Genomic DNA, 18,144 nt, shown 5'->3' on the forward strand with positions numbered 1-18,144 from the left:
TAAAGCTAAGGAAAATCATTCAGATGACTGAACTGACACAACAGAAATGTGAAGCCTGCCGGGCCGATGCGCCGAAGGTTACAGATGAGGAACTGGCAACCCTGATCAAAGAAATTCCTGATTGGGTACCCCATGTGCGGGACAACATCATGCAGTTGGAAAGAGAGTTCAAGTTCAGGAACTTCAAATTGGCCATGGAGTTTGCTATCAAGGTGGGTAACATGGCCGAAGAGGAAGGACACCACCCGGCCATTCTTCTGGAATGGGGCAAGGTCACCGTTACCTGGTGGTCACATTCCATCAAAGGACTGCATAAGAACGATTTTATCTGCGCGGCCAAGACGGATAAACTATTCGACTGATTTTGGATGGCTCCGGCGTGCGTCGGGGCCTGTCAGTTTGCTTCCCGGATTTGGTCTTTCCCAGTGTTTCCGTACTTTTAAATCCTGACACTCCTTTTTCTATTCAATCTGCCCCTCCATCCCAGGGAATTTACCCACTAGTCGTACCTGATCCTCGAGACATTTTTCTGTCCTCCACCTTGTTATTGTCATAAAATGTTTACAACTTTAACATGTCGGATTCATCTATGCGTCTGGAGATCAGTTGTAAGGATCGGCTCGGTATAACTCAGGATGTGCTTGATATCCTGGTCGAATACGAAATCGATTTACGTGGAATCGAAATAGATAAGAGTGGAAAAATATTCCTGCATTTTCCCAATATCGAGTTTGCCGAGTTTCAGCACCTGATGCCAAAGATCCGTCGGATCGAGGGAATCGAAGACGTTAAAACCACCCCTTTCATGCCGGTTGAGCGGGAGCAGAATCAACTTCGTGCGTTGCTTAGGACCTTACCCGACCCGGTTTTTTCCATAGATACCCGGGGGCAGATACTGCTGGTCAATGAAGCGGTGGTCTCCAGCCTGGAGAGCAGTTATCAGGATGTGGTGGGTCAGGAAATAGGCGAACTGGTCAAGGGCTTCAACTTTCTGCGCTGGCTGGAGAGTAAAGAAGTGTTGGCCCAGACCCAGAAGGTTAAGTTCATTGAGCAGGATTTTCTTGCCGATATCCTGCCTGTGGTGGTGCCTGAGGGAGAAGGCGCTTCTATCCTGGCCGGTGCCGTGTTGTTGCTCAAATCAGAGTATCGCCTGGGCCAGCAACTGACCGTGTTTCACCAGGCAGGAAGGGACTCCTTTACCGAAGTGCTGGCCAATAGCAGTCAGATGAAAAAGATGGTCCGCGAGGCGAAGAAAATGGCTGAGCTGGATGCGCCAATTCTACTTTACGGGGAAACAGGCGTTGGCAAGGAGCTCATCGCCAGGGCATGTCATGAGGCCAGTCGCCGCGCTGGGCAGGCCCTGCTGGTACTCAATTGCGCCTCTATTCCTGATGAAATGGCCGAGCTCGAGTTGTTCGGCTGTGCCTCTGGTACTTATGGTCGCGATCAGGCCAAGACCGGTCTGCTGGAACAGGCAGAAGGAGGTACCTTATTGCTCGACGAAGTGGGGGACATGTCACTGTCTCTGCAGGCGAAGCTTTTAAGGGTATTGCAGGATGGGTCGTTCAGGCGCGTGGGCGATGCCGTTGAGGTCAAGGTCAACGTCAGAATCATCGCAACCACCCAGAAAGACCTGGGCCAGATGGTCATGGATGGGCGTTTTCGTGAAGATCTTTACTACCGGCTCAATGTGCTCAGTCTGGTAGTCCCACCGCTCAGGGAGCGTAAATCTGACATCATCGGGCTGGCGGAACAATTTCTGCAAGAGCAGAGCCTCAAGCTGGGCCGCCGCCCGCCCAAGCTGAACAAGTCATGCGTGGAATTTTTGCAGTCCTATCCCTGGCCCGGCAATGTCAGACAACTGGAAAATGCCCTTTACCGCGCAATGACGCTCCTGGAGCAGGATGAACTGGGCAAGGAAGATATTCAGTTGCCGAGCAGTAATGGTAGTCCGGCCTATTTTCCGGAGGAGATCGAGGGGACGCTGGATCAGGAGGTTAAGCGCTTCGAAAAGGACTTGCTCAGACGTCTCTATCCCAGCTATCCCAGTACGCGGCAACTGGCGCGGAAACTGGGGCTCAGTCATACGGCCATCGCCAACAAACTGCGTGAATATGGTATTAACAAGAAGACTGTAAAGGTGTGATTACGCCTGATGAGCCGGGGCGGTGACAGCAACCGCCCGGCCTCCCCCTGGGCGGCGCTCGTCAGGCAAAAGTTGCCTTTTGACATAACAATCGCTGACATGATGAGGTAACCTTTAAGCACATCCGGGAACATCTTCAACCAGTCAGGGACCCTTGCCGGTATGAGGACAGATCCTGTGAAACTTAACTATTGGAAACAAAAGTCAGAATAATTCATGAAACTAGCAACTTTAAAAAATGGTACCAGAGACGGCCAGTTAGTGGTCGTCAGCAAAGATTTGAAAACAGCGGTAGCGGTGACGCACATCGCTTCCACAATGCAGACTGCACTGGATAACTGGGATACGGTATCCATGCATCTGCAGGCTACTTACCACGCCCTCAACATCGGCCAGTTGGATGATGTGATTGCCTTCGATGCCAAAGACTGTGAGTCGCCTCTGCCCAGGGCTTTCCAGTGGGCGGACGGCAGCGCTTATGTGAACCATGTGGAGCTGGTCCGCAAGGCCCGGGGAGCCGAGATGCCTGAAAGCTTCTGGACAGACCCCCTGATGTATCAGGGAGGCTCGGACGACTTTATCGGACCGATGGATGATATTCAGTTGCCCAGTGACGAATGGGGCATCGATTTCGAGGGTGAAATAGCAGTGGTGACCGGCGATGTCTCCATGGGCGTGTCAGCCCAGGAAGCCGGTAATCATGTGCGCTTGCTGATGCTGGTCAACGACGTCTCACTGCGTGGATTGATCCCCGGCGAACTGGCTAAAGGCTTTGGCTTCTTCCAGTCCAAACCGGCCTCGTCCTTTTCGCCGGTGGCCGTGACGCCGGATGAACTGGGCGATTGCTGGCATGATTTCAAGGTTCATCTACCCCTGTTGTCCAGCTTTAACGGTAAAGCATTTGGCAAACCTGAGGCGGGGCAGGACATGACCTTTAACTTTGGCGAGCTTATCGCTCATGCGGCCAAGACCCGAAACCTGAAAGCAGGTGCCATTATTGGTTCAGGTACTGTCTCCAACAAGCAGGGCACCGAACATGGTACGTCCATAGACGAAGGCGGTGTGGGCTATTCATGCATTGCTGAGGTCCGCATGATTGAGACGATCCGTGACGGAAAACCCAGCACCGGTTTTATGAAATTTGGGGATCGTGTGCGGATCGAAATGCTGGATGAAAATGGCAACAGTATTTTCGGCGCCATCGATCAGCAGGTCAGAGAGTACCAGGCATGAGCATCAGGTTGTACGGCTATTGGCGATCTTCTGCCAGCTATCGGGTCAGAATCGCCCTCCATTTGAAAGACATTCCTTTTGAGCATCAGTCCGTGCATCTGGTCAGGGATGGCGGGGAGCAACATCTACGGTCCTATCAGGGCCTGAATCCCTCTGCCCTGGTGCCAACCCTGGTGGATGAGGACGAAGACATTATCCTCAACCAGTCCCTTGCCATTATCGAATACCTGGATGAAAAATACGACACCGGCCCGGCGCTGCTGCCCGAACATAAGTTGCAGCGCGCCAGAGTCAGGGCGCTGGCTTATGACGTGGCGGCCGACATCCAACCGCTGGCAAACCTGCGGGTGTTGCAATACCTGGAACGGGAATTTGATGCTGATGCAGAAGGCAAGGCTGTCTGGGCGCGGTACTGGATAGAAAAAGGCTTTACCGGTATCGAAAAGCGCCTGCAGACCACGGCTGGCAAGTATTGCTTCGGCTTTGATTTAACGCTGGTCGATGTGTGTCTGGTGCCACAGGTCTACAATGCTCTGCGTTTCGGGGTGGATATGGCGGATTATCCGTTGATTCAACGGATCGCCGAGAACTGCAACAAGCTGGAGGCTTTCAGCAGGGCCGCGCCGGAAAATCAGCCGGACGCCCAGTAAGTCAGGACAGGCAGTAAAATGCAAAAGCCCGGCTTGTACCGGGCTTTTCTGTCACTGACTCTTGATAGGGAGTTCGGTGGTATTCTTGACCTGTTTAAGGGCAAAGGTCGAGCTCAGATGGTCGACACAGGGCAGGTGGGTCAGCTTGCTCTTCAGAAGCTGCTCGTATTCTTCGATGCTTTCCACCACCACTTTAAGCAGATAATCCTTTTCACCGCTGGTGGTATGGCATTCCACTACCTCGGGAATATGCTGGACTGCTGCTTCAAAGCTGTTCAGTGACTCTTCGTCATGGTTCTTCAGGGTCACATAAATGAACACACTGACACCCAGATTAAGCTTCTTGCCGTCCAGCAAGGTCACCTTCCGCTTGATGATCCCATCACTTTCCAGCCGCTTGACCCGCCTCCAGCAGGGGGTGTGCGATAAGCCCACCCGCTGGCTGAGCTCTGCCATGGAGACGGTGGCATCCTTTTGCAGAACCCGCAGAATTTCACGATCAAATTTGTCTAATTTCATATATAACAATGGAGTTACAAAGTCGCACAAGGATGCGGAAAAAATTTCTGTTTTTCAAGGGAATTTACTAGGATGCGCGTCCTAGTTCGTCGCATATTTTAGCTGTTTCGTTGCAGAAGGGATCTGGCGGCTCATTAACTTAGCAAGACATATCCTCTGGTCGTTGAGCTACTATGTGCAACAATTCAATAACAGTTTTCCTGGTTGTCTGCCCGCCAGCGGCGTCTCAGATGCCCGGAGAATTCTCCCGTATCCCTCCTTTATCAATAGGGTGAATCCATATGTCCGTTTTCGATCACAAAGCTTACGATAATCACGAGAAAGTTGCGTTTTTCCATGACGCCAAAAGTGGTCTCAAAGCCATTATTGCGGTGCATAACACTAACCTGGGACCCGCCCTGGGCGGATGCCGTATGTGGCCCTATGCCAGCAGTGAAGAAGCCCTGACTGATGTGCTCAGATTGTCCAAAGGCATGTCTTACAAGTCTGCCATGGCCAACCTTGAGCTGGGTGGGGGCAAATCAGTCATTATCGGCGATCCGCGTAAGTTAAAGACCGACGAGATGATGCTGGCCATGGGCGAGTTCGTGCAGAGCCTGGGAGGTAAATATATCACCGCAGAAGATTCGGGCATTGCGGTAAAGGACCTTAAACTGATGGCCCAGCGCAGCGATTATATCGCCGGTACGCAGGCCAAGTATCGATACGATGGTGGGGAGGCTGATGGCAATCCGGCACCTTCCACGGCATATGGGGTGTTTGTTGGACTTAGATCCTCCGTCCGCCACGCCCTGAAAACCGACCTTAACGGAGTGTCTGTGGCCATTCAGGGGCTGGGACATGTGGGTTACCGTCTTGCTGAGCACCTGCACAGGGAAGGTGCCAAACTTTTTGTTACCGATATTTATCCGGATAACCTGGACAAAGCGGCGCAGGAACTGGGGGCTACCGTGGTATCTCCGGATGAAATCTTTGCTCTGGACGTGGACGTGTTGGCTCCTTGTGCCATGGGTGCCGTTATTAACGACAACAGCATCTCCCTGCTCAAGGCCAAAGTCGTGGCTGGGGCAGCCAACAATCAGCTGGCGGAGGAGCGTCATGGCCAGATCCTGAAAGACAAAGGCATACTCTATGCGCCTGATTACGTCATCAATGCCGGCGGTGTTATCGATATCTTCCATCAGAAGATGGACAGTTCAGCCGAAGCGATGCGCAAGCATATTGAGGGCATAGGCGACACCCTGGTGGAAATCTACCAGCGTTCGGAAGAGCAGAACCTGCCTACCAATATCGAAGCAAACCGCATGGCCGAAGAACGCTTTCTGGCCAAATAACCGGCGATAGGGTGTGCAGTGGCGTCTGTCCTTGAATCCGGCAGACGCTTGATGGATAATGCGCGCCGCCTGCAGTGCTTCTGCTCAGTTTGTTGTCAGCAATCCTGCCGGCTTTTCAATGGTGGCCCTTTCGGTCCTCCCGCAATGATACTTTATGAACCCGGTCAGGCCCGGAAGGGAGCAGCCGCAGTAAAGAACTCATGTGCCGGGATGTGGCTGATTGGGCCGCCACCTCATTCCTTCTCTTTGGCGACCGCCGCATCCAGATATTTCAGCGCCTTGTCCATGGCTTCGGCGACATTCATCTCCATTTGATGGCGTTCGCTTTGCGAGACATAAAAGGCCATGTCCACCTCATAACGGATGTACCTGGGCGGAACCTGATTCAGAGTCAGGCAACACAGGTCGGCGATATAATCAGCGTCTTTGGTCTTTTGCAGCCCCATGGTTTCTATTCTGTCTGTTACCAAATGTTCGTAATAGTTGTGTATGTCGTCATCCAGCTTCATCTGCTCTCCAGCTTTTTTGTTAGTCTGTGAGAATGCTAGCCCAAGTTTATCTGTCAGGCCATAGCCGGATTCAGGGCGGCCTGGAATAGTGATATCCTTTGGTGGGTTAAAGCATTGGAAGATAAAGCATGAAAAAGAATCTGGAGCCGGTTTATTACGGAGACTATTTGCAGTTGGACAGGTTGCTAAGTGCACAGTCCCTGCAAAGCAGCAGATACGGTGAGGCCGCCCACGAAGAAACCCTGTTTATCATTGTGCATCAGGTCTATGAACTCTGGTTCAAGCAAATACTGCATGAACTGAATTCCATAATTGATGTGTTCTCTGAACAGGAGGTTAAAGATCAGCAGTTGACCACCGTCGTGCATCGGCTGAAACGGGTCATCAGCATCCAGGAACTGCTCAATGATCAGATTGGCGTGATGGAAACCATGAGTCCCCAGGAGTTTCTGGCCTTCAGGGATTATCTGGTGCCGGCGTCAGGTTTTCAGAGTATCCAGTTCAAGATGTTGGAGATCTGCCTGGGCCTCAAGCGTGAGTTTCGCATTGATTTCGACAAGCAATCATTCTACAACCGGCTGGAACAGTCCGATCGGGACTTCCTGGAAAACCTGGAGAAGAAAGACAGCCTCTTTGAACTGACGCAAAAATGGCTTGAGAGACTGCCACTGCTGGAGTTTGGTAAATTCCGCTTCTGGGAACTTTACCGCACTGCCACCCGGCAAATGCTCGAACATGACGAACAGATCATCCGCAATAATCCTACACTGAGTGACAAGGAGCTGCGTCAGGAGCTCAAAGAGCTGGACAATACCCGGGAGACCTTTGACGCATTGTGGGACAAGGAGAAATTTTCACTCTGGCAGGAGCAGGGGCAGTTCAGATTATCGCAGAAGGCTTTGTTGGCAGCCCTTTTTATCAACCAGTACAACGAAGAACCACTTTTCAATCTGCCTTACCAGTTTATTACCTGCCTGACAGAAATAGACGAGAAACTGACCCTCTGGCGTTACCGGCATGCCATGATGGTGCAAAGAATGCTGGGCGGGAAGATAGGAACCGGCGGCTCATCTGGCCATGAGTATCTTAAGCGTACCACCGAGTCCAACCGTATCTTCAAAGATTTCTTCAATATGTCCACTTTTCTGCTTCCCAAGGCGGCGCTGCCGGAGTTGCCGGCGGAGGTACGCAGCAAACTGGGATTTTCTCTCAGTTGAGTCTAATGCTTACCAGGTTACTCCTGACCTGGTAAGCATTTGCATCCCAAGAAAATTAAAATAGCAAGTTTTCAATTGTAAACATTTCTACACTTTCCTTGACATCCACATTCTAGTTACATTTGTAAATTCCTTGTAAACAAAGGCTTTGAGGCAGATGCCTCACCACAAAAAGTCTCTTAAATCATAGGTTTCAATCCCATTCATCCCTCGGTATGTGCAATTGACCCCATAGCCTTGCTGTGTTTAATATTTATCCGAGGCACACTACCTCGTAACAAATACTTACAAAAAAGAACCGCTTCTGCGGACATAACAATCACTAAAAAGCCTTTAGTGGTACAGGGAGATAACTACATGTATACAAATTCAAAGGTGGCGAAGTCCATTCGCCTGGCTTTGGCTATTGCCGCAGCGACAGCACTCTCACCAGTTGCCTTGGCCGGTGATACAGATGGGATGATTGTGGGTAAAACAGTTGCTGCTACTGGATCAGAATTAGCCCAGGTCTCTATCACAATCACCAACAAAGACACGGGTTTGACTCGTACTGTAACCAGCGACGAGGATGGTAATTTCCGCTTCCCGTTGCTACCCATTGGTCAGTATAAGGTTACAGCAGAGAAGAATGGTTATGTGCAGGTAGTTCAGGAAACCGTAAATGTTGGTCTTTCGGGAAGAACTAACATCAATATCCCTATGCAGGTGGAAGGCATGGAACGCCTTGAAGTTCGCGGCTCCATGGTTTCCATGGTCGATGTATCGTCAAGTACCGCAGGTATTGTAGTAGATGACTTCTTAGTCAGTAAGGTGCCAGTGCCGCGTGATGTAACTGGTGTGGCATTATTGGCCCCAGGAACGACAAAAGGAGATAGTGCTTTCGGGAACCTCCCTTCGATTGGTGGTGCATCAGTTGCTGAAAATGCTTTCTTTGTGAACGGCCTGAATATCACAGACTTCAGAACAGGAACGGAATCTACGGAAGTTCCTTTTGAATTTTATGACACTTTTGAAGTGAAAACTGGCGGTTATTCAGCCGAATTTGGTCGTTCCACCGGTGGTGTGATCAACGCTACAACCAAGAGCGGCTCCAATGAATTTCACTGGGGGGTGAATTATTATTGGGAGCCGGAAAGTTTCCGTGAGTACAAGCCCGATACCATAGATCCGGAAACAGGGGAGGTTGTCTTACTGAACAGTCAAGACAGCTTTGAACAGCAGGATCTGAATATCTGGGCCAGTGGTGCAATCATCGAAGATAAGTTGTTCTTCTACGCAATGTTTAACCCTCACCAGGAAGAACAGATATTTAGTACCACAACATTGGGAACGGGTCCTTTCACTCACTACAGTGACGAAATAGATGATTCTTTCTGGGGGGCGAAGATAGATTGGTATATTACAGAAGATCATATTCTGGAAATTACCGGATTCTCAGATGCACGTGAAACTGTAAGATTTATAGGCACTTACGACAATGAGACTGGCACTGCAACATTTGGCGAAGAGCCCGAATACCGTAGTCGTGGTGGGGACAACTATATAGTCAAATATACAGGTGTCATTACCGATGACTTCTCACTTTCAGCCCAGTACGGCGTCAATAAGTATGATCGTACCAATTACAGCGTCTTGGATGAAAACCCTCTTATTATAGATGTACGTGACGGTGGCAATAGTAATTTGGGTAATTGGGCAGCATCGACACCTAGTGCCGCGTCTGATGAACGTAAAGCGTACCGTGTTGATGCAGACTGGTATCTTGGCGATCATGAAATTCGCTTTGGTATCGACCATGAAACAATGACAGCCAGCGATGTAACACGCTATTCCGGCGGAATCTATTATCGCTATGTGGACAGAGCCGATTCCAGTACCGGAGATGGGGTGCGGGTGCGTCACTACAATACCGGCGGAGAATTTGAAACAGAAGCCTCTGCATTTTATATTCAGGACGCGTGGCAGATTACCGATAGTCTCGTGCTGAACTTGGGACTGCGTAATGACACCTTCGACAACAAGAATGCGGCTGGCGAGACGTTTGTCAAAATGGACAACCAGTGGGCACCAAGATTGGGAGCTGTGTGGGATGTCAAAGGTGACGGAGAATCGAAAGCCTGGTTTAGCTATGGCCGGTATTATCTACCCGTTGCTGCCAACACAAACGTGCGCTTGTCGGGTGCTGAACTATTCGATGAGCAGTATTTCGAATTGTTGGGTCTAAATGCCGACGACACCCCCCAGATTGGAGATGCTTTAACTGGTTTGACTGTCTTTGGAGACGGAACTGTGCCAGATGAGCGCGAAATAGTTGATCAGGATCTTGATGCCATGTATTCCGATGAATACATGCTTGGTTATCAGTTTGCTCTTAGTGATATGTGGTCTGTAGGTATCCAAGGTACTTATCGTGAATTGTCCACTACCATTGAGGATGTGGCTATCGATGCAGCCGTCATAGCCTGGGCAGCGGACAACGGGTACGGTGACGTGTCCGACATATGGGGAGGTTTCCATAGCTACGTATTGACCAATCCAGGTACAGATATGACTATCTATACCCGTGATTTGCCTGGGACCGATGGTGAACTGACCAGGATGGACCTCTCAGCAGAGGACCTGGGTTATCCAGAATCTGTACGTAAATACTCTGCCATCGATCTTACTGTAGAGCGCGCATGGGATAATCAGTGGTTCATGAAAGCGGCTTATACCTGGTCACATAGTTATGGCAATAACGAAGGTTATGTACGTTCTGACAATGGTCAGGATGATGCAGGTATCACTACTCTATTTGATCAGCCCGGACTGTTGGATGGAGCCTACGGTAACCTGCCAAATGATCGGCGCCACGCTTTGAAAGTCTATGGTGGTTATGCATTGACCGAAAACCTGATTGTGGGTGCCAATTTCAGTTATCAATCTGGTCGTCCAATCAACGCATTCGGTGAGCACCCCACTGATGCCTTTGCTGCCGCCTATGGCTCTGAATCTTTCTATGAGCAAGGTGTATTGGTTCCACGCGGTAGCCGCGGTACTACCTCTTCTGTAACTCAGTTGGATCTATCCCTTAGCTATACCACTATGTTGGGCGACTATGAGTTAACCTTCCGTGGGGATGTATTTAACGTCCTAGATAGTGACACTGTGACAGAAGTGGAAGAGATTGCCGATTCTGAAAGCGAATATCGTGATGATGGCACACCGCTTCCGAATCGTTATTACGGGTTAACCGAGAACACCCAGACACCCCGTTACTTCCGTTTGAGTGCATCTCTGCGTTACTAAGGCAGTCTTGGAAGCCGGCTAGACTGTTGGCTTCCACTACTTTAAGGCATGGAGCACTGTTTGTTTATTGGAGATCGTTCCCTGGCGGTTGACTCGATAACAAGCAGTGTTCCTGTACTATTTACTTTACAAAGCGACACCCTAGGTGTGTTGAGCTGTCAACTGCCTGTTTCTTGAACCCCTTTCGTATTGACCCTGACCTAACCCTATGTATATTATCGTCCGAGAGGTTCACTACCTCTTATGAAAAATAACCGTTTGAAGCGGTAAAACAATAATCACTAAAACTATTTAGTGGTCCAGGGAGACAAAACATGTATACAAGATCCAGACTGTCTGGAGCAGTGCGTTTGGCACTGACTCTGGGTGCTACCTCTGCAGCTTTCGCTCCTGCAGCATTTGCTCAGGAAGATGGAGCTCAGGCGGTAGAAAAAATCTCCGTTACGGGTTCACGTATCCAACGCGTTAACATGGTTAGCGCCAGCCCGGTAACAGAAATCACTGCGGCTGATATCGCCATCACTGGTCTGACCCGTGTTGAAGATATCCTTAACGATATGCCGGCTCTGTTTGCTGCTCAGACTGCCAACGTTGCTAACGGTTCAACCGGTACTGCGACGCTGAACCTACGTAACCTAGATTCTGTGCGTACGTTGGTTTTGGTTAATGGTCGTCGCCTGCCTTCTGGTTCACCGGGTGCAGGTGGTATTGCTGCAGACGTTAACCAAATTCCTGCGTCTTTGATTGAGCGTATCGAAGTGCTGACCGGTGGCTCATCTGCAACTTACGGTTCTGACGCCGTCGCCGGGGTGGTTAACTTTATCCTCAAAGACGACTTTGAAGGCTTTAGCTTCGATTATCAGCACAGTTTTTATCAGCACAAAAACGATAATGAATATATACAGAGCGTTGTTGAAGCACGTGACTTTGATTTACCAAACAGCAATGTAAGGGATGGTCATTCTAATGACTTCTCTTTCATGTTAGGAGCTAACACGGCCGATGGTCGTGGTAATGTCACTTTGTATGGTACCTTCCGTGATATCAAGGCCCTGACTCAGTCCGAGCGTGATTTCAGTGCTTGTGCATTGGGAGGCTCCCGTGAAGCGTATGCTTGTGGTGGGTCCAGTACTGTACCTTGGGGCCGGTTTACTGACTTCGATACCTTTGATTATCAGGTGGAAGGTGACGAATTTATTCCGTTCCAGGATCTCTATAACTATGGTCCGTTGAATTACTACCAGCGCCCTGATGAGCGTAAGACGTTCGGTGCTATTGGTAAGTATGAGATCAATGAGCATGCAGAAGTTTATGCAGAAGTCAGCTATATGGATGACCGCTCTGTAGCTCAGATAGCTCCGTCAGGTAACTTTTTCAGCACCAGTCGTTTATTTTGTGGCAACCCTTTCCTGTCTGATGCCCAATTTGACGCAACATGTGGCACTCGCGGCTTGACCAGGAATGACTACTTTGAGCCTTACAGCGAAGTGACCGATGAAATTGATCCAGACACAGGCGAATTCATCGTAGAAAACTATCCTGGCTTCTATATTGGTCGCCGAAACTTGGAAGGAGGCCCCCGTCAGGACGATTTGCGCCATACATCTATGCGCGCGGTGTTGGGTATGCGAGGTATTATTAACGACAGTTGGTCCTACGATGTATTCGCCAACCATGGCTCAGTGGGCATGGTCGAGACATATCGTAATGAGCTATCAGTAGACCATATGAGAAAAGCTCTCGATGTCACTGTCGATGCCGACGGTAATCCGGTTTGTAAATCTGTGCTCGATTCAACAGATCCTAACTGTGTTCCCTGGAATATCTTTCAGGAAGGTGGTGTGACGGATGCTGCATTGGCCTATTTGATTAAGCCGTTGTTCGCACGGGGTGACACACATAGTACTCAAGTCAGTGGTTATGTAACTGGTGATTTGACCGAAGCCGGTGTAATGGTTCCTGGTACCTCTACTGGTGTTGGTGTGGTGTTGGGTGCTGAATACCGTCGTGAGGCACTGAAGTTCGAACCTGATTTTGGCTTTACCTCTGGTGATGGCGCAGGTCAGGGCGGACCTACTAATGGTGTTGAAGGTTCGTTCAGCGTGAAAGAAATCTTCGGCGAGTTGGATATTCCGCTAGTTGAAGGGGCATCATTTGCCGATGAACTGACGTTAGAACTGGCTTACCGCTATTCCGATTACTCCACTGACAAGACCACCAATACTTACAAGTACGCCTTGGACTGGGGAGTGAATGATGATGTACGTTTCCGTGCCAGCTTCCAGCGAGCTGTACGAGCCGGTAATATCCGTGAGCTGTTCCGTCCCCAAGGCATCGGTCTGTTCGATCTGGACAATGATCCTTGCGCGGTAACAGTAAACACTGATGGTAGCATCACGCCACCTGAATATACTCAGCAAGAATGTGCTAACACTGGCCTGAGTGCAGCTAATTATGGTAGTACAGCCCTGACCAGTCCTGCCGGCCAGTACAACACAGTCACAGGCGGTAATCCTGATTTGGATCCTGAGTCTTCCGATACCTTCTCGTTCGGTATGGCTCTCTCTCCAAGTGCCCTGCCAGGCTTTAATATGAGCATCGACTACTTCAAGATTGAAATTGAAGATGCTATCGATAACGTACCTCAGGATGTTATTCTGGAACAGTGTGCCAAAACAGGTAATGAGGCTTTCTGTAGCCTGATTAACCGCGGTGCCAACGGTAACCTTTGGATTGGCAGTAACGCCATCATTGCGACCGATATCAACATTGGTTACAAAGAAACCTCTGGCGTTGATATTGAAGCAACCTATGACTTCGATATCGGTGAGATGGGCGGCATTAAGATCGGTTTGATTGGTACCTGGTTAGAGACTTTGGCTGATCAACCGATTCCTGGTGCTGACATTGTTGAATGTGCCGGCTATTGGGATCGTACCTCCTGTGGACAGCCTACACCTGAATGGCGTCACAACTTGAGAGCAACTTGGTCAACTCCGTGGGATGCTTCTGTAACAGCTACATGGCGCCATTTGGGAGCTGTTGACGAACTCGGCGGTGAAGATGAGTTTGAAGCAGAAAACTATCTGGATCTAGCTGCTACTTGGCAGGCTCATGAGAATGTCTCTCTGAGATTGGGTGTTAACAACGTGCTTGATCGTGAGCCTCAGTTGATTCCTAACTCTCCCACTGGTTCCGGTAACGGTAACACCTTCCCTGGCTTCTATGATGCCTTGGGTCGCTACGTATTCGCCGGTGTAACTCTGACCTACTAAGTCCGGGTTAGCCAAACCAATAAAAACCGGTCCATAAGGACCGGTTTTTTTTCGCCAGTAAACAGGCTTGAGGTAATCTAGGGGCAACAGAAGATGACCTCATTAGTTGACAGGGCAATACTTGTGAATGAAAACGACCGGTTGTTTCAGCAGGCGCTTGATCTCTGCCGGCAGCAGGACTGGAAGGCGGCGAAACAGCTTTGTAGGGTACTTCAGAAGCGCGAGGAAAGTCTCCGTTTGCTTGAGCTGTTGGCTGAGATCAGCTTCCAATCGGGTGACACTGAGGAAGGCCTTGCCAGTCTGGGCCAACTTTGCCGGTTATGCCCAGATAAGATGGCTTATGTAGCCTCTTTGGCGACACAATTATTGCGCTTGGGAAAAACCGAACAGGCAGAACAAATCTATAGACAGTTTATCCAGACTAATCCAAACCATGCCAATGCCCGCTTCAATCTGGCCTGGTTACTCAGAAAATCCGGCAAGCTGGAGGAGGCGATCCAGGAATACCGGCAGGCGCTGGCTAAAAATATAAGTGGGCCTGAAGAAGTGCATGTGAATATTGCGGCCATATATTCAGAACTAAGAAAGGAAGAGTTGGCCGAGCAGGAGCTTAAAAAAGCTCTGTCCATTGCCCCTGACTATCCGCCGGCTCTGTTCAACCTGGCAACCCTGATGGAGGAGTGGGGAAGAAAATCATCGGCGAAGACTCTGTATGAAAGGTTACTGATCAAAGAGCCTGGCCACATCGAAGCCCTATGCCGGCTTATCCATCTGCACACTCTTCGTGCTGAGCAACTTGAAATCCTCAACAAGTTACAAGTGGCCATGACCAGCAAGTCCTTGTCTCGTTTAGAAGCAGAAGCCGCCAGGTTTGCCATGGGCAAGGCGCACGATGATTTGGGTAACTATGACCAGGCTTTTGCTTTTTTCCGCTCCGCCAATCAGCTCTGTCAGTCGCGACTTCCAGGATATGATACAAAGGCCATAGAACAGCAGGTCGACGCCCTTGCTCATAACTTTGACCGGAACTGGTTGAGATCCAGTAAGAGAGAGGAGGAGTTTTCCCCGATTTTTATCTGTGGGATGTTCCGCTCCGGCACAACACTCACCGAACAAATACTGGCCAGCCACTCCAGTGTGACATCAGGAGGTGAACTGAGTCTGTTGGCCGATACGGTGAACCGGACAGGGATGGACCTGATGGATCTGCATCATCTGGATGCTAAAGAGCTGGACAAGCTGGCATTGGATTACAAACAAGGCATCGAAAGACTCTTCCCACAGGCCATCAAGGTGACAGATAAGCGTCCAGATAATTTTGTTTACCTGGGATTGGTAAAGGCATTGTTTCCTGATGCCCGTTTTATCTGCACTGACAGAAATCCACTGGATATCTGTCTGTCCGTCTACTTCCAGCACCTTGGGAATCAGTTGCCCTATGGTTCGGACCTCAATGCAACTGCCCATTATTATGTGCAGTACAAAAGGCTGCTTAAACACTGGCTGAGACTGATGCCAGAGAATGTGCATGTGCTGGATTATGATCGCCTGATTCAGGAGCCGGAACCGGCTTGCCGAGCCTTACTGGATTTTTGCCGGTTGGAATGGGATCCCGCTTGTCTGACGTTCTACAAGGGCCACAATGCCGTCAAGACGGCCAGTGTCTGGCAGGTTAGGAAACCTCTTTACCAAACTTCTTCCAATAGATGGAGAAACTATGCGGCTCAGTTACTGGAGGTGCGCCAATACCTGAATCGTGAGCTGGGATTGGCTTTATAAAGGATAAGAATCGCTGCCTGGACGGCTGGTTTCACTGTTCACAATCCACAGCATTCGCGCGCAGATTAGCCGACAATTGCTGTGCCAAAGAGAGATATTTATCCCTGTGACGGGCGACTGCTATGGTACCCCGTACTTGTACAGTACTCAGCGTGGCTACCGGTTGAATATTACCTTTTCCTTCCAGGTAGGCATCGTTCCAGTCCAGGCCGCAATGATCATAGATCTTCTTCATCCATAAGCTGGGATCACTGGCCAGCGACTCATACTGAATAGTAAGTAGTCTCTTGCCCAGCGCCAGCTGCCAATGTTCCATCAGTCTTCGATACTGGCCATAATAGTGCGCCACGTCCCTCAGGGAGGTAGCGAATGTCCAGTAATGGGAGAATTCATAGCGATAGATAGACAGACAGGTTTCGATGGGGTGGCGTTCAATTTGCACAAAAGCGGCAGCCGGAAAGAGTTTTGCCATCACACCTACGGCTTCAATATTGGCAGGATTTTTGTCGACAAATAAGCGATCTCTTACCCGTTGCGGATTGCAGTAGTCCCGCCTGATTTGTTCTAATATATCGGCCGGCATGGGTTGTTCTGCAAGCAACTTGGTGATGAGCGCCGGTATCTCCACCCGTTCGCCCAGGGAAGTCACATCAGGATGCCTCGCTAGCAGGCTATCAAGCAAACTGGTACCCGAGCGGGGCATTCCCACTACAAAAATAGGCTGACAAGCCTTCTCCGTACTATCCGAGTTCACCGAAACCGTCTCGGCGAGATGCCGTAGTCGGTCAAACTTAGACTCTGTTTCCTGCTGGCTGTAATGCACACCTCTTTGCAGGTTGGCCGTGGATTTGTGTTGGTTGGCCAGCTCATATTCCTGCATAGCTTTGTCGAATTCCTGACGCGCATGGTAATGGTGTGCCAGCAGGAAATGCACCTGACTCCTTTCCTCTTCGCTGGTTACTGTACCGGCAATTCTCTGCAAAGACTCAATCTCGGTGTCCTGTAGTTGCCCCTTTCGCAGCCTGGACAGCTGGCTGTAGACAGGCAGGTGATCCGGTGCGAGCCGCTGACTGCGGATTGAATAATCCAGGGCTAAATCAAGATTGCCCAAAAAGGTGTGCAACAGGCCCTGATTGGTGAGTGTAGAGGGATTATTGGGTTGTAAAGATTCGGCTTTGTCCAGTGCCTTTGCAGCCTCCTGGTATTCTGAGACATTCAGGCAGGCCTGGCCATACATATTCTGAAAGCTGGGATTTTCCGGCTCCAGGTTGAGGATCTTCTGAAAGCTCTGCCTGGCCAGTTCGAAATTTCCGCATTCGTGCTGCGCGCCTGCAAGGACTAACCAGGCTGATAAGTCGGTGGGAAAGAGATTCGTCCAGTCACTCGCGGCTTTGGCCAAGGACAACCACTTGCCCTGATACTGCAGCGAAGTGACCAGCAGTTTGAAAAGGGCAGGGCCAAGCTCCTTCGTTGGCACCTTTGTAAGAAGTTTCTCAGTATCTTCATATCTGGCAGCGTCCATATAGAGTTGAGCGAGACGGTGCCGGGCAGGCTTGAACAACGGAAATCTGGATAACAGGCTGACCAAGGTACTTTCTGCTTCAGAAAGTGCCGCCTTTTTAATATAGAACTCGGCCAGATTCAGCCAGAAACCAGGCTGATGCGGTTCCTTCTCTACGGCTGCGGCCAATTTTGCATGGGCTTCTTCAAAGCGGCCAAGGGATGTCAGGGCAAGGCCTGCCAGGCTGATAATTTCTGCATCCTCTGCTTTTTCCCTGCTTGCCAGTTCAAAGCAGCGCAAGGCGGATTTTGCGTCCCCTTTTTTGTAGAGATGAATACCCTGCTCGATTAAGTTTTCTACCTTTTGGGTCATGTATGCTAGCTTTGTGATTGCCTGTCTTTGAGTTAAGCGAACTTGTATATCAGGATCTTTGCCGGAATGATATGCCATTCCTAAAGTTGTAAAGGTGACGGCAGTGTTGGAATTGACATGAATTGCTTGATTTTTGAACCTGTCAACTGATGCGTAGCGGAGGCGACGAAGAGTCGTCTTAAAGTTATGCTGTTGGTCTTGTCTGAAAGGAATCTTTCCCCTTGCGAGAGGTCTGAAGCTTACGGCAAGCCTTGTTTTTAGCCCTTTAACAGGATGTAAACGGGGATGGCTAACCTTGACAATTTCGTCTGTTCCATGTGA

At 49.9% G+C, this 18,144-nt stretch carries 12 protein-coding genes and 1 other RNA gene; 10 read left to right on the top strand and 3 right to left on the bottom strand.

Features of this window, described 5'->3' with window-relative positions; all coding sequences use genetic code 11:
• Window positions 1-23: 23 nt before the first annotated feature.
• The 4 genes from J0A66_RS06610 to maiA all read left to right on the top strand — a co-directional run bounded on the left by J0A66_RS06610 (window position 24) and on the right by maiA (window position 4,029).
• The gene (locus tag J0A66_RS06610; protein ID WP_206573008.1) at window positions 24-362 is read left to right on the top strand and encodes a 4a-hydroxytetrahydrobiopterin dehydratase; all 339 of its coding nucleotides are present in this window, start codon (window positions 24-26) and stop codon (window positions 360-362) included.
• A gap of 227 nt (window positions 363-589) precedes the next feature.
• Window positions 590-2,146: a transcriptional regulator TyrR gene (gene tyrR, locus J0A66_RS06615; protein ID WP_206573009.1), complete on the top strand. Its 1,557-nt coding sequence runs from the start codon at window positions 590-592 to the stop codon at window positions 2,144-2,146.
• Window positions 2,147-2,362: 216 nt separating this feature from the next.
• On the top strand, window positions 2,363-3,379 hold the full coding sequence (locus J0A66_RS06620; protein ID WP_206573010.1) for a fumarylacetoacetate hydrolase family protein: 1,017 nt from the start codon (window positions 2,363-2,365) through the stop codon (window positions 3,377-3,379).
• Entirely contained in the window at window positions 3,376-4,029 is a 654-nt protein-coding gene (gene maiA, locus J0A66_RS06625) for a maleylacetoacetate isomerase (protein ID WP_206573011.1), read from the top strand. The genes J0A66_RS06620 and maiA overlap by 4 nt, the downstream gene beginning before the upstream one ends.
• A 51-nt stretch (window positions 4,030-4,080) precedes the next feature.
• Here maiA and J0A66_RS06630 read toward each other — a convergent pair whose 3' ends face one another.
• A complete protein-coding gene (locus tag J0A66_RS06630; protein ID WP_206573012.1) occupies window positions 4,081-4,548 on the bottom strand; it encodes an Lrp/AsnC family transcriptional regulator in 468 nt (155 codons plus the stop codon).
• Between the two features lie 281 nt (window positions 4,549-4,829).
• Here J0A66_RS06630 and J0A66_RS06635 point away from each other — a divergent pair, with 281 nt between their 5' ends.
• Window positions 4,830-5,882, top strand: coding sequence for a Leu/Phe/Val dehydrogenase (locus J0A66_RS06635; protein ID WP_206573013.1), 1,053 nt, complete (start codon window positions 4,830-4,832; stop codon window positions 5,880-5,882).
• 128 nt (window positions 5,883-6,010) lie between these two features.
• Window positions 6,011-6,107: signal recognition particle sRNA small type (gene ffs, locus J0A66_RS06640), an RNA gene on the top strand.
• An 8-nt stretch (window positions 6,108-6,115) separates the two neighbouring features.
• Here ffs and J0A66_RS06645 read toward each other — a convergent pair.
• Window positions 6,116-6,391 (bottom strand): late competence development ComFB family protein, encoded by a 276-nt coding sequence (locus tag J0A66_RS06645; protein WP_206573014.1) that lies wholly within the window; start codon window positions 6,389-6,391, stop codon window positions 6,116-6,118.
• A gap of 128 nt (window positions 6,392-6,519) precedes the next feature.
• Between J0A66_RS06645 and J0A66_RS06650 the strand changes: the two genes are divergently transcribed.
• The 4 genes from J0A66_RS06650 to J0A66_RS06665 all read left to right on the top strand — a co-directional run bounded on the left by J0A66_RS06650 (window position 6,520) and on the right by J0A66_RS06665 (window position 15,950).
• Window positions 6,520-7,608, top strand: coding sequence for a tryptophan 2,3-dioxygenase family protein (locus J0A66_RS06650; RefSeq protein WP_206573015.1), 1,089 nt, complete (start codon window positions 6,520-6,522; stop codon window positions 7,606-7,608).
• A 357-nt stretch (window positions 7,609-7,965) separates the two neighbouring features.
• Window positions 7,966-10,896, top strand: coding sequence for a TonB-dependent receptor (locus tag J0A66_RS06655; protein ID WP_206573016.1), 2,931 nt, complete (start codon window positions 7,966-7,968; stop codon window positions 10,894-10,896).
• Window positions 10,897-11,210: 314 nt separating this feature from the next.
• Window positions 11,211-14,171: a TonB-dependent receptor plug domain-containing protein gene (locus J0A66_RS06660; RefSeq protein WP_206573017.1), complete on the top strand. Its 2,961-nt coding sequence runs from the start codon at window positions 11,211-11,213 to the stop codon at window positions 14,169-14,171.
• Between the two features lie 93 nt (window positions 14,172-14,264).
• Entirely contained in the window at window positions 14,265-15,950 is a 1,686-nt protein-coding gene (locus tag J0A66_RS06665) for a tetratricopeptide repeat-containing sulfotransferase family protein (protein ID WP_206573018.1), read from the top strand.
• A 31-nt stretch (window positions 15,951-15,981) separates the two neighbouring features.
• Here J0A66_RS06665 and J0A66_RS06670 read toward each other — a convergent pair whose 3' ends face one another.
• The gene (locus J0A66_RS06670; RefSeq protein WP_206573019.1) at window positions 15,982-17,823 is read right to left on the bottom strand and encodes a tetratricopeptide repeat-containing sulfotransferase family protein; all 1,842 of its coding nucleotides are present in this window, start codon (window positions 17,821-17,823) and stop codon (window positions 15,982-15,984) included.
• Between the last annotated feature and the right edge of the window lie 321 nt (window positions 17,824-18,144).

It is taken from the genome of Bowmanella dokdonensis (assembly GCF_017254865.1).
Lineage (GTDB): Bacteria > Pseudomonadota > Gammaproteobacteria > Enterobacterales > Alteromonadaceae > Bowmanella > Bowmanella dokdonensis.